12 protein-coding genes are annotated in these 13573 nt (G+C 41.9%); 7 read left to right on the top strand and 5 right to left on the bottom strand.

Annotation, left to right across the window (positions count from 1 at the left end; genetic code table 11):
• Window positions 1-162: 162 nt before the first annotated feature.
• From AC3CAU_RS06180 to AC3CAU_RS06165, 4 genes are all read left to right on the top strand, one after another.
• Window positions 163-1173: an AraC family transcriptional regulator gene (locus AC3CAU_RS06180; RefSeq protein WP_131217702.1), complete on the top strand. Its 1011-nt coding sequence runs from the start codon at window positions 163-165 to the stop codon at window positions 1171-1173.
• 163 nt (window positions 1174-1336) lie between these two features.
• The gene (locus AC3CAU_RS06175; RefSeq protein ID WP_447054071.1) at window positions 1337-2542 is read left to right on the top strand and encodes an acetyl-CoA C-acetyltransferase; all 1206 of its coding nucleotides are present in this window, start codon (window positions 1337-1339) and stop codon (window positions 2540-2542) included.
• Window positions 2543-2553: 11 nt separating this feature from the next.
• Entirely contained in the window at window positions 2554-4689 is a 2136-nt protein-coding gene (locus tag AC3CAU_RS06170) for a 3-hydroxyacyl-CoA dehydrogenase NAD-binding domain-containing protein (protein ID WP_447054070.1), read from the top strand.
• A gap of 288 nt (window positions 4690-4977) precedes the next feature.
• Window positions 4978-5304: a hypothetical protein gene (locus tag AC3CAU_RS06165; protein WP_447054069.1), complete on the top strand. Its 327-nt coding sequence runs from the start codon at window positions 4978-4980 to the stop codon at window positions 5302-5304.
• Window positions 5305-5373: 69 nt separating this feature from the next.
• Here AC3CAU_RS06165 and AC3CAU_RS06160 read toward each other — a convergent pair whose 3' ends face one another.
• On the bottom strand, window positions 5374-5802 hold the full coding sequence (locus tag AC3CAU_RS06160; RefSeq protein WP_447054068.1) for a GNAT family N-acetyltransferase: 429 nt from the start codon (window positions 5800-5802) through the stop codon (window positions 5374-5376).
• A gap of 56 nt (window positions 5803-5858) precedes the next feature.
• Window positions 5859-7085: a class I SAM-dependent methyltransferase gene (locus AC3CAU_RS06155; protein ID WP_447054067.1), complete on the bottom strand. Its 1227-nt coding sequence runs from the start codon at window positions 7083-7085 to the stop codon at window positions 5859-5861.
• A gap of 105 nt (window positions 7086-7190) precedes the next feature.
• Between AC3CAU_RS06155 and trhA the strand changes: the two genes are divergently transcribed.
• Window positions 7191-7829: a PAQR family membrane homeostasis protein TrhA gene (gene trhA / locus AC3CAU_RS06150; protein WP_447054066.1), complete on the top strand. Its 639-nt coding sequence runs from the start codon at window positions 7191-7193 to the stop codon at window positions 7827-7829.
• Window positions 7830-7973: 144 nt separating this feature from the next.
• Window positions 7974-9290 (top strand): MFS transporter, encoded by a 1317-nt coding sequence (locus AC3CAU_RS06145; protein ID WP_447054065.1) that lies wholly within the window; start codon window positions 7974-7976, stop codon window positions 9288-9290.
• A 58-nt stretch (window positions 9291-9348) separates the two neighbouring features.
• On the opposite strand, the gene AC3CAU_RS06140 is transcribed toward AC3CAU_RS06145, so the two are convergent.
• Both AC3CAU_RS06140 and AC3CAU_RS06135 read right to left on the bottom strand, forming a co-directional pair.
• A complete protein-coding gene (locus AC3CAU_RS06140; RefSeq protein WP_447054064.1) occupies window positions 9349-9693 on the bottom strand; it encodes a hypothetical protein in 345 nt (114 codons plus the stop codon).
• Between the two features lie 87 nt (window positions 9694-9780).
• Entirely contained in the window at window positions 9781-10791 is a 1011-nt protein-coding gene (locus AC3CAU_RS06135; RefSeq protein WP_447054063.1) for a metallophosphoesterase, read from the bottom strand.
• Between the two features lie 168 nt (window positions 10792-10959).
• On the opposite strand from AC3CAU_RS06135, the gene AC3CAU_RS06130 reads away from it, so the two are divergent.
• On the top strand, window positions 10960-12537 hold the full coding sequence (locus AC3CAU_RS06130; protein WP_447054363.1) for a phospholipase D family protein: 1578 nt from the start codon (window positions 10960-10962) through the stop codon (window positions 12535-12537).
• Between the two features lie 37 nt (window positions 12538-12574).
• On the opposite strand, the gene AC3CAU_RS06125 is transcribed toward AC3CAU_RS06130, so the two are convergent.
• Window positions 12575-13384, bottom strand: coding sequence for a lysophospholipid acyltransferase family protein (locus AC3CAU_RS06125; protein ID WP_447054062.1), 810 nt, complete (start codon window positions 13382-13384; stop codon window positions 12575-12577).
• Window positions 13385-13573: the final 189 nt, after the last annotated feature.

Genomic DNA, 13573 nt, shown 5'->3' with positions numbered 1-13573 from the left:
TACCTTGATCATTTCGGCAAATTAATATGTAGATAAGGTAAAATATATATTGTAAATTGCCACCCAAACATTTTTTAGTGTCATTTAGGTCAACTACAAGTGAATATAAAATTAGGTCAACTGCCAGTGAATATAAAAGATAAAGAAACTGAAGACTTTAATATAAGTCGCGATACGATTAGTATCCACTTCGTAAATGCGGCTTTAACAGGCGTAAAACGTCTAGGTATGGACGTCGAAACTTTATTGTCACATGTAGGCATTGAACCCGACTTATTACGTCAACCTAAAGCACGTATTTCTCCTGAGCAATACACCCGATTTGTCAAGATGTTATGGATGGTGACTCAAGACGAACATATGGGCTTTGATATACAGCCACGTCGCTTGGGCACTTTTGCCATTATGTGTCAGTTGATTATTCACGCGAAAACGCTAGGAGACGCTTTAGATCTTTCTGCACAATTCTATAAACTGTTTGGTGATGAATGGTCGGTGACTATAGAACGTGATAAACACGAAGCACGTCTGGTTCCTCATGTTCCCCAAAGCATGGATCCCGACCATTTCATTACCGAAAGTATGTTGATGATTTGGCACGGTTTAGCTTCTTGGCTAATTGAACGCCGTATTCCACTAGAACGTGTGCACTTCGGCTATCCACGCCCTGCACATGCCGATGAATACGATGCACTGTTCTTTGCCCCGGTGATGCAGTTTGATGCAGCACGCACCGAAATTACCTTTGCAGCTGATTATCTGGATTTACCACTGCGTCAAACTGAAGAGAATCTGGAAGAATTCTTAAAAGCCGCACCGGCTCAATTACTGGTCAAATTCAAAAATACCAACTCTTTAACTTCACGTATTCGTGACGTCCTCAAGAGCCAAATTGGTGAAGAAATGCCAACCTTGAATGATGTGGCGTCTATGCTGTACTTGTCGCCACAAACTTTACGTCGTCGTTTGGCTGCAGAAGGCAAAAGCTATCAAGGTGTTAAAGATGCATTACGCCGTGATGCTGCCATTCACCTTCTACTTAACCCAGGTTTAACCCTGGAAGATGTTGCACAACAAGTCGGTTTCAGTGAAACCAGTACTTTCCACCGTGCATTTAAGAAATGGACTGGAGTAACACCTGGACTGTATCGCCAATTACACGGCTATCATTAATCATTTAGCTGCATAACAGTTTCTCCGCCCAGACTAAATGTCTGGGCTTTTTTATTGGCTAAAAAACTCATTTGATCTGATCCGTTCTTGTCATTGCACTTCAAAAATTAATCATTACACTCGAAAAGTATAACAATTTAAAAGTCATAACAAAGGAACAGCTATGAGCGAGGCTTACATCATTGATGCCATTCGCACACCACGCGGAAAAGGAAAAAAAGAGGGTTCACTGCATCAAGTGAAACCGATTACCCTACTGACCACTTTGCTCAATGAATTGAAAGACCGTCATCAATTTGATACATCAAAAGTCGATGATATTGTACTGGGCTGTGTCACCCCGATTGGTGATCAAGGGGCTGATATTGCTAAAACAGCGGCCATTGCGGCAGGTTGGGACAATGATGTGGCGGGTGTACAAATCAACCGTTTCTGTGCCTCAGGACTGGAAGCCGTGAATATGGCGGCCATGAAAATCCGTTCGGGTTGGGAAGATATGGTGGTGGCGGGTGGTGTGGAATCGATGTCGCGTGTGCCAATGGGTTCTGATGGTGGTCCTTGGGCACTGGATCCAGAAACCAACATGGCCTGTGACTTTATTCCGCAAGGGATTGGTGCTGACCTGATTGCCACGATTGACGGTTATAGTCGTGAAGATGTCGACACATTCGCAGCTGAATCACAAAAGAAAGCGGCTGCCGCTCAAGCCAATGGCTATTTCAACAAATCGATTGTGCCAGTTAAAGACAAAGCAGGCGTGACGATTTTAGCCCAAGACGAGTTTATTAAGCCGACAACTACGGCAGAGGGTTTGGGCAAACTAAATCCAAGTTTTGCCATGATGGGACAAATGGGTTTTGATGCCATCGCGCTGCAAAAATATCCTGAAGTGGGTACAGTCAACCATGTACATCATGCCGGAAATTCATCCGGTATTGTCGATGGTGCTGCGCTGGTTTTAATTGCTTCAGAAAAAGCAGTGAAAGAACAAGGTTTAAAACCACGTGCCAAAGTACTTTCAACCGCGTTAGTCGGCTCCGACCCTACCATTATGTTGACCGGCCCTGCACCCGCTGCACGCAAGGCTTTAGATAAAGCAGGTCTAAGCATTGATGACATCGACCTGTTTGAAGTTAACGAAGCCTTTGCAGCGGTGGTGATGCGCTTTATTACCGAACTTAATGTTGACCCAGCTAAAGTCAATGTCAACGGTGGTGCGATTGCGATGGGACATCCACTGGGGGCAACCGGTGCGATGATTTTAGGCACACTGCTGGATGAACTGGAACGTCAGGGTAAAAAACGCGGTTTAGCTACGTTATGTGTCGGTGGTGGTATGGGCATCGCAACGATTATTGAATTGATATAAGGAGAACAACAATGAGCGCAATTCAATTTGAAAAAAATGCCGATGACATTGTCATACTCACACTAGATTCTCCCAACCAGTCTGCCAACACCATGAATGCAGATTTCCGTGCAGCACTGGAAGACATTGTTTCCAAGCTGCAAGCAGATGCAGAAATTTCAGGGATCATTTTCCGTTCCGCGAAAAAAACCTTTTTTGCCGGGGGTGACCTTGATGAACTGATTGAGGCAGAGCCGGATCATGCCACCGCATTCTTCAACATGGTTGAAGAGATGAAAGCCAAACTGCGTTATATCGAAACCCGTGGTATTCCTGTGGTTGCCGCACTTAATGGCACAGCACTCGGCGGTGGCTGGGAACTGGCTTTGTGTTGTCATCATCGAATTGCACTGAATGACCCGAAAGCTAAATTTGGCTTACCTGAAGTAACTTTAGGATTATTGCCGGGCGGTGGCGGAATCGTTCGTACTGTACGGCTACTCGGCTTGCAAAATGCCTTTCCACTGTTGATGGAAGGTAAACAATTTAGTGTTGATAAAGCCAAGTCTTTAGGCCTGATTCACGATATTGTGGAAACTGAACAAGAACTGTTAGACAAAGCCATTGCCTGGGTCAAAGCCAATCCCATCTCGCAACAACCGTTTGATATGAAAGGTTACAAAATTCCAGGTGGCTCGCCTTCAACGCCGGCTGTCGCTCAAATGCTTGCGATTGCACCTGCGATGCTGCGTGACAAGACCAAAGGTTGTTACCCTGCCCCTGAAGCAATTATGGCAGCTGCAGTTGAAGGTGCGCAGGTGGATGTCGATACCGCACTGACCATTGAATCACGTTACTTTACTTATCTGGCGACCGGCCAAATTTCTAAAAATATGATCGGCACTTTTTGGCATGGTCTGAGTGCGATCAAATCAGGTGCGAGTCGCCCGAAAGTCATTGCCAAATGGAAAGCCTCTAAAGTCGGTATTTTAGGCGCCGGAATGATGGGTGCAGGGATTGCTTATGCCACCGCATCGAAAGGCATTCCGGTTATTTTAAAAGATATATCAATAGAAGCGGCAGAAAAAGGCAAAGCCTACAGCCAAAAGTTGCTGGATAAAAAAGCCTCTCAAGGTCGTTTAACGGCTGAAAAACGCGATCAAGTTTTAAGTTTAATTACAACCACAGCTTCTGCGGAGGATTTGCAAGGTTGTGACCTGATTATTGAGGCGGTGTTTGAAAATCCAGAACTCAAAGCCAAAGTCACCCAAGAAGCGGAAAGTTATTTGGTAACTGGCGGTGTGATGGCATCGAATACCTCTACCCTGCCAATTACAGGACTCGCTAAAGCTTCTAAGGATGATAGCCATTTCATTGGTCTGCATTTTTTTAGCCCGGTCGATAAAATGCAACTGGTAGAAATCATCAAAGGGCAAAATACCTCAGCGGAAACTTTGGCTAAAGCCTATGACTATGTCCAGCAAATTGGAAAAACCCCGATTGTAGTCAATGACAGTCGTGGTTTCTTCACCAGTCGTGTGTTTGGAAAATTTGTACAAGAGGGCTTAAGACTACTTGCTGAAGGAGTTCATCCTGCCAAGATTGAAATGGCAGTGCTCAAAGCCGGTATGCCTGTTGGTGCCCTTGCGATTCAGGATGAAGTGTCTTTAACCTTGTCTGAACATGTCGCAAATGAGACGCGTAAAGCCCTGCAAGCAGAAGGCGAAGACCTGCCACGTTCTGCTGCAGATGATGTGATTGAAAGCATGATTTATGAGTTTAATCGTAAAGGTAAAGCTGCGGGTGCAGGTTTCTATGAATACCCTGAAAGTGGTAAAAAACATTTATGGGAAGGTTTAAGCCACTGGAAAAAAGAGGTGGAGATATCCGAACAGGAAATGATTGACCGCTTCCTGTTTGTTCAAGCGCTGGATACTTTGCGCTGCTTTGAAGAAGGCGTGTTGGAGTCGGTTGTAGATGCCAATGTTGGCTCGATCTTTGGAATTGGTTTTGCCCCATGGACAGGTGGAGCCATCCAGTATCTGAACCAGTATGGTCTGGAAAAAGCCTTGATCCGTGCCAATACACTTGAAGCGAAATACGGCGAGCGTTTTAAAGCGCCACAATTGCTCAAAGATAAAGTGCATTCTGGCGAGAAAATTTCATAAACCCCCTTCAGTCATAAAGCATTAACGCCCTTTCTTTGGATTGAAGATAAGGGTGTTAATGCATTCAAGGGGGCTTTTGATCATTTAGAATACTTACCTATTTTTTAAGCCTGAATATTTATACCGCTATAAACTTTGACTTCACTTAAATAGAAACCAGCTCCTTGAATTCATTTCACTCGCTTATTTAAATAATGGTTGAGTCACTTATCAGTCGGCTTTGCTTCGATTCTGTGTTATAAAGTTACACAGATTCTGATTTATTTTTATCCATTTTGGTATTTTCTCATGACTGATAATTCTTCTCCTGAAAAATCCCCTTGGGGCTGGAAAGCGCTGATTATTGCCTTTATTTTAAGTGCTTTTTTCCTTGGCTTTTTCTATCTTGCAGTAACCAATGAACCAGATTACATGCCAAGCCAACAGCAAAAAAATACCCAGCAGCATGCATTTAAAAATGCCCCTGCAATGTCTGAAGAAGCATTGGCAGAAGCTAAGAAGCAGAAAGAAATGGATACAGCCCCAGCCACTGCTGAAGATCATCACATGTCTGCAGAAGAACATGCAGCCATGACAGAAGCTGAAACATCAGCTGAACATCAGTCTGGTCATTGATACCTAGATTTATGAAAATAAAAAAGCCACTTTGAGTGGCTTTTTTATTTTATCAAAACTTAAAATTCTTTAATCGCTAAATGCCAGTCGCATATCAATATGTGGAATAGCACAGTCCAGATATTGCTCACCTTCAACGTTAAAACCCAAACTCGCATAAAACTGAATAGCATGCACCTGTGAAGACAGTTTCAGGAATTTTCGCTGTTCAAGTTTAGCTTGTTGAATGATCTGTAGCATCAGCACTTTGCCAATGCCTACGCCGCGATGCGATTTCAGCACCGCCACACGCCCGACGCTGTTATTTTGTAATAATCGTGCTGTCGCAATCGGCTGTTCCTGATCGTAAATTACGAAATGCACGGATACGGCATCTTCAGCATCCCATTCATCTTCAACCGCAATCTGCTGTTCCTGAATAAACACCTGCTCACGAATCAGTTTGGCATCATGTTGCAGTACATCCCAGCTGCCTGAACGGAGGGTCACTTGTGTCATTAAAATCATCTTCCTAAAAACAAAAGCAGCCTCACAACTGCTTGATCAATTTCAAATTAGCATTTACAGCCAATATCCTGCTGATCCCACTGATTATTCAGCAACAATTCAAGTGAATGCTTTTGAATGCCATACATCTCTTTTAGGGCTTGAATCTGAGCCAAGACTGCCTGATCCGGCTCTTGATAATCTTTACGTTTGGTCGCCAAGATCATTTTGTTTTTACTGGTATGCTCGAGTGCTACAAACTCAAATACTTTGGTTTCATAACCGTAAGCTTTGAGTAATAAAGCACGAATGGTATCGGTCAGCATTTCCGCCTGTTGACCTAAATGAATGCCAAATTGCAACATCGGTTTCAGCACTTCCGGGCTTTTGAGCTGGGGACGCAATTCTTTATGGCAACACGGCGCGCACATGATCATTTGGGCATTCAAACGAATGCCAGTGTGAATGGCAAAGTCCGTTGCCACATCACAGGCATGCAAGGCAATCATCACATCCAGATGTTCGGGTTGATAAGTGCGGACATCGCCCTGGAAAAAATCCAGCTGGGTAAATTGCGACTCTTCAGCCACCTTCTGACAGAAACTGACCATTTTATCATTCAGTTCCACCCCGGTAACAAATGGCGTTTGCCCCTGCTTTTCCAGATAATCGTACAAAGCAAAAGTGAGATAACCTTTACCCGAGCCAAAATCGACCACACGTAAAGCATGTTCAGGTTGTGCAATCTGATCTAAAGCGCCCGAGAAAATTTCCACAAATTTATTAATCTGTTTCCACTTGCGCGCCATGCTTGGAATAATCTGCGCTTTCGCATCAGTAATGCCCAAGGGCTGTAAAAAATAGCTGTCTTGATCGACATAGCGATGTTTGGTGCGGTCATGCCCGTGCTGATTTTCTATATTCTGTAGCTTTGATGCAGATTTATTTTTACTCACCGTCAACAGGGCTTTTTTCTTATTCTTTTTAAGTTGCAGCTCTTCTTCATTGGTAAAAAGATTGGCTTGTTTACAGTGCGCCAATAAATCCTGAAGAATTGAGTTGGCTTCTGCTAAAGGATAGTTTTTGGTGATATCTTGGGTCTTATAACGATACAAACCACTTAAAACCGACTGCCCTTGCAGTGAGATGACGCGCAAGGTAATTTTCTCTAGATTTTCAAGTTCACCTTTATATTGACTCAAAATTATTCGATCAAAACTTTGGGTTTCAATGGCTTGCTGAAAAACATCTAAGAATTTTTGTTCCTGAATAGAGGGAGAAGCCAATTGAGACATACAGATCACTCGGATAAATTAAGCGATCAGTTTAAAACTTCTTACTTTAAAGGTAAAACTCCATTACTATACAAGTGTATTTTTAATTATAGAAAATAAATAATCATGACTACTCAACTGCAGTCTTATGATCCACATGAAGAAAAAATAAATGCGATTAGTCATGCACTTGGCGCAGGATTAGCACTTATTGCCAGTATTTTCATGCTGATTAAAGGCAGTTATTTACCGCTCGGGCAGTTTATCGGCTTATGTGTCTATGCCCTGAGCCTGATTTTACTCTTTGCAGCTTCGAGTCTGTACCATTATGCCGAATCACCACAACGCCGGGGCTGGTACAAAAAACTGGATCACACCGCCATTTATTACCTGATTGCTGGAACCTATACGCCTTTCTTGGCAATTGCGATTCCAACGCCAAAAGCCCATTATTTGTTAATCGCGCTATGGGTGATTGCCGGCATTGGTACACTATTCAAGTTAGTTTTCATTCATCGTTTCCAGAAAATTTCACTGATCGCTTATCTGGTCATGGGATGGCTTGCATTGCTGGTAATGGATGATATGCAACGCTTTTTAAGCGATCAAGCTTTAACCTATCTGATCATTGGTGGACTTGCATATACCATTGGTGCATTGTTTTATGCATTAAAAAGAGTAAGATATACCCATGCTATCTGGCATGTTTTTGTATTGATGGGCGCTGGATCACATTTCTTGGCGATCTGTCTTTACGTGATATAACCCTCTATTTCTGCATTTTTTAGCAACCCTAAATCCGTAGATATGAGCTGGTATTTCGTATTTTTTTAAGAAATTACGCCTTTTTTAAAAAGATTACGCTTTTAAAACTAAGTTTTTTTATTTTTAGTAAGTGTAAGGTTTCTCATGGCGTCATCAAATTCTATACCTGCTTCGGAAGAAGTAGCGACAAATTCAAAATTCCGCGTACTGACCGCCAGCTTGGTTGGTACCACAATCGAATTCTTCGATTTTTATATTTATGCCACTGCGGCAGTCATCATTTTTCCGTATTTGTTCTTTCCAGCAAGTACCGATCCAATGACCGCAACCATTCAATCACTTGCAACTTTTGCGATTGCCTTTATTGCCCGCCCGATTGGCGCGGCACTGTTTGGGCATCTGGGTGACCGGATTGGGCGTAAAGCCACATTAGTCGCGGCACTCCTGACTATGGGTATTTCTACCGTATGTATTGGTTTATTACCGACATACGCTCAAATCGGTATTGCAGCTCCCCTATTGCTTGCACTTTGCCGTTTGGGTCAAGGTTTGGGTCTAGGCGGTGAATGGTCGGGTGCCGTTCTGCTCGCAACGGAAAATGCGCCTGAAGGCAAACGTGCCTGGTATGGTATGTTCCCGCAACTGGGTGCACCCATCGGCTTTATCTTGGCTACAGGTTCGTTCCTTACTCTGGGTGCATTCATGTCTGAAGCAGACTTTATGCAATGGGGCTGGCGCATTCCGTTTATCTCAAGTTCATTATTGGTGATTGTCGGTTTATGGATTCGTTTAAAACTGCATGAAACACCAGCGTTCCAAAAAGTATTGGACAAGCAAAAAGAAGTTAATATTCCATTTAAAGAAGTAACCACTAAACATTGGCGTATGCTGATTTTAGGCACGATTGCGGCAATCTGTACTTTCGTTGTGTTCTACTTGACCACAGTGTTTGCATTGCAATGGGGTACCAAACAGCTCGGCTATAGTCGTGAAGAATTCTTACAACTACAGCTGGTTGCAACCTTGTGTTTTGCTGCATTTATTCCGCTTTCTGCCGTATTTGCGGAAAAGTTTGGTCGTAAAACCACCTCTATTGCGGTGTGTATTGTATCTGCTATTTTCGGTCTTTTCTTTGCCGATATGCTGGAATCCGGAAGCACGCTCGTGGTGTTTTTATTCTTATGTATTGGTTTAGCGATCATGGGTTTAACGTATGGCCCAATCGGTACCGTACTTTCTGAAATTTTCCCGACTTCAGTTCGTTACACCGGTTCTGCATTAACCTTTAACCTTGCAGGTATTTTTGGCGCCTCTTTCGCACCACTAATTGCGACCAAGCTTGCGACCACTTATGGTTTATATGCGGTCGGTTATTATTTGACTGCGGCATCTATCTTGTCACTTTGTGCATTCCTGCTCATTCGTGAAACAAAAAATGATGATGTAAACAATCAGGTTTAGTTTCATCAAAACATAAAAAAAACCAGCGTGATGACGCTGGTTTTTTTATGCTGTTTTTTTAGATCTGTTCATCACTTAACATTTCCTGATAAAGCTCTTCAAATACCTTTCGATCGCCCCCCGCATTGTAATAACTCGGCACAATGTAAGCCACAAGTTGACGGTATCTTTCCGTTGCATATAAATGATCCAGGAAAGCTTCCACATTATTTTCATCAATAGCAAATGCCGTAATCAGTTGCTGAAACTTTTGATAAAACCTGCTGGCAAATGCGGGTGTGTTGACCACATCGCTTTCGGCTTGTTGAAAAGCCTGTTCTAGAGCAATCAAACCCGCTTCAAGCTGTGCCGACTGAGGTACTGTTAAAGAAAAAAACTGACCGACCTCTTCTGCAAAAGACATACCCTTCTCCTATTTTGTTCTCATTGTTATAAATCAATCTTATTTTACGCTATGTCAAAAATTGTTCCAGAAATCGATCTTCAAGCTTTAAACCAGCTCAATAATATCAATCGTCGGCGGTACCCGAAAACGAAAGGGTACACCGACTAAGCCTGTGCCGACCGTAACAAATACGTCGGCATGTTCATGCTGATATAAACCTTTCTTATGTCCCAGTATAGACACTTTTTTCATGATGTAATTGGTCAACCAGGGCAGCTCAACTTGCCCGCCATGGGTATGTCCAGACAGCATTAATGGCCGTGTTGGCAACTGCGGCACCATATCCACGGTGTCGGGATTATGCGATAAAATCACCCAGGGTTTATCTTGAGGCAAGTCAGGCATAAAACGCATATCAGTTTTGCCTGCCCATAAATCACCAACCCCTAACAAACGAAATTCATCAAATTCTACCATCTGCCCTTCAATATCAATCACATCATTGACCTTTAAGGCATGTCTTAATAATTGCTGAATCGGGGGGCCAGGATATTGTTCGTCATGATTACCATTAACAGAATAAACCGGTGCATTAATCTGTTTTAAAATCGCCAGTTCATCTGCCAATTTATCTTCAGGTTCATAAGTCCAGTCCCCTGCCACCACCACCAGATCAGGATTCTGCTGGTTAATTTTCTCGACAATAATTTTCAGTTGGCGTTCATGCCCCGAAAATAGACCAATATGTAAATCGGCAATCAAGGCCAGTTTGACCGGACGCTGCATGTTCTGCTCTGGATTCAACTGATATTGCAGGGTCTTAACCATCACATGCTGCGGTTCAATAAAACGTGCATAAATCAGCACACCACTCAGCAGGAAAATAAAAATAGCTTCATGAATGGAGTAATAGGCACTCCAACCGGCATAAATACTAAAGAAAAATAAAGGAATCAATAAATAAGATAGATAAAATGCCAATAAATGTACAAAAGCTTTGAACGGATGAATAGTTTCAGTACGCATTTGACTCAGCCATGCCTGTGCCACCCCCCAAACTCCAAGCACAAAAAAAATCATATAAAAATAAAAAACAACCGCGTGTGTATCCCACATAATAATTTCTCTAACGATAACGAAGACATGACATCATTCATCTATTCACATATTTATCTTTTCACAGCTGGCAATTATACTCAAACCAAATTTTGGTATTGTTTATAACTTATGGCGCAATCTTCCTCTGCTAAAACTCAATCAGATACTTATAAATTGCGTAGCTCTATCTCCACTAAAACTGCAGTATTATTAAGTTGTAGCATGATTTTGGGGGTTCCCGCCTGTAGTACCCTGCCGAAACAGATACCACAACCGATTGAATATGCGTTTGATACTGAAACCAAACAAACTGCATTGGCGCAAATCGTTTTACCGTTACGAGAGCAAAATCCCAACCTTACCGGTTATCGGGTTTTATACGACCCCTTGGAGGCTTTAGCGGCTCGTATACATCTTATTGATAAAGCAGAAAAAACTTTAGACTTGCAATACTATATCTGGGATAACGATAGAATTGGCGCACTCGCCTTGGATTCTATTATCAAGGCAGCTGACCGTGGTGTAAAAGTCCGTTTGTTGATGGACGACAACAATGCCAAAAAGATGGAAGGTATTTATCTAGCCCTTGATCAGCATAAAAATATTGATGTCAGGTTATATAACCCTTACCGTTTTAGACATTACCGTGCCATGGATATGGTGCTGGATCTAAAACGTATTAACCGCCGTATGCATAACAAAAGCTTTATTGCAGATAACCAGATTGCTTTAATTGGCGGTCGCAATATGAGTAACCACTATTATAACGTCAGTGACAATTATCAGTTTTCTGATGTTGATGTGATGCTGGTAGGCTCTGCATCAGATGAAATCATTCATTCCTTTGATGAATATTGGAATGATGATTATGCATTTCCAGTTAAGCAAATCGTTAATTCAAGACATTATTCCTTACGTTTTGAGGGTTTAAAACAGCAGCTGGATGAACACTCTCAAAGTATTAATGTTCAAAACTATCTAAATTTAGCCAATCGATCACACGCCTTTGAACAATGGCTCAATAGTGGTATCCAACTTGACTGGGTCAAAGCTGAAGTGGTAAATGATTCACCGAGTAAAATCAGAGCTAAGGCGAAAAAAGAGCAACATCTGAATTTTCAACTGCTGAAGCATTTAGAAAAACCGGAACAAAGTGTCGATATTATTTCAGCTTATTTCGTCCCTGAAAAAAAAGGTGAAAAGGCGCTGAGTGAGCTGGCTCAAAACAATATTCATGTGCGGGTACTCACCAACTCTTTTAAAGCCAATGATGTCTCTTTAGTGCATGCTTTTTATAGCAAATATCGAAAAAATTTGTTAAAGGGTGATGTCGAGTTATATGAGTTTCTGTCTGTACCTGAAACTGAAAACCTGAATGCCAATACCGATGAAATCGCGGAAAAAGCCAAAGTGAGCTTAAAAGGTTTAAGCCGTTCAAGCCTGCATGCCAAACTGATGGCAATTGATCAAAAACAGGTTTTTATTGGCTCTTTCAATTTTGATCCGCGTTCTGCGTATTTAAATACAGAAATTGGCGTATTGCTGGATAGTCCGAATTTAGCCCAGTCTGTGCACCAGACCATGGATCAGAATTTATCTAAATATGCTTACAAGCTGGTTTTAAATGCCAACAATAAAATCAACTGGAAAATTAAACGTCATGATGGCAGTACCAAAACCTATCTAAAAGAACCTAAAATGAAATGGTGGCAAAAGGCAGGTATTAAAGTGATTTCATGGTTGCCAATCGAAGGCTTTATGTAAGCCTTTGCTTTGACTGGCATTCATTTTGGTTAACCGTTCAAGTTGGACTTTTAAGCACTTTTTGCTGTAACTGCATTAAACCTTCAGCCATTTTGGTTTGAACTTCTTGGGTCAACGTTTCAACCGTATGTCCTTCAGGAGATATGGCCGGCAAGGCCATTAAATGTGCTTTCACTTTAGGCATTTCCAAGACATTTTTAACATGATCGGCAAAGCTTATCTCATTAATAAACGGCGCCACCAGATCCAGTTGTCCATGTTGATTCACATAACAAATCAAACATATTTGCACAGGGCGGTTGGCTTCAATGGCAGCACCTAAAATACGTCCATAGATTTTTTTTATTCTTGAGCCATCTGAAGTCGTTGCTTCAGGGAAAAATAATACCGGAATATCATGTTTTAAAAATTCGGTAATTTGCTGTTTAATTTTAACCGAATCGCCAGAACCTCGTTTAATAAATAGTGTTCCACCACCCTTTGCCAGTTTTCCAAGTAACGGCCATTTTTCAATTTCAGCTTTGGCTAAAAAGAAAACTCGAGCACCGGAACCCAAAACCGCGACATCTAACCAAGAAATGTGATTACTCACCCATAGCGCCGGCTCACGTGGAATGATTCCATGCACCTGAATCTCAAGGTTAAAAACTTTGCATAATTGACGGCAAAAATGCTGCACATAACGCGTATTACACGGATTATTCGGATCTTTATATAAACGGTGACGAAAAACCAGATAAAATCCTTGGGTAATTGCAGCTATAACCGCCAATAATTTTTTACTATATAAGAAAAATTTGGACATACTATTTAACGATGAAGTTTCAGATACAGAGGATTGAGTCATAGATTGGTCACTAATTACCAGATACGGCGTTTAATCATTTATATCGCATTATTCTATACTGTTCATTTTGATCTTGCATTGATCATAAAACATCAGTCCTGCTTTTTAATGAAATGCTGTAAACTAATCTACACAATAGATCTCTTGCGAAAGTCATTATTGCAAGTTTATCCGGTTTACGAGTGCAGT

The organism is Acinetobacter sp. GG23 (assembly GCF_057766365.1).
This window is presented reverse-complemented; position numbering and strand designations above follow the sequence as displayed.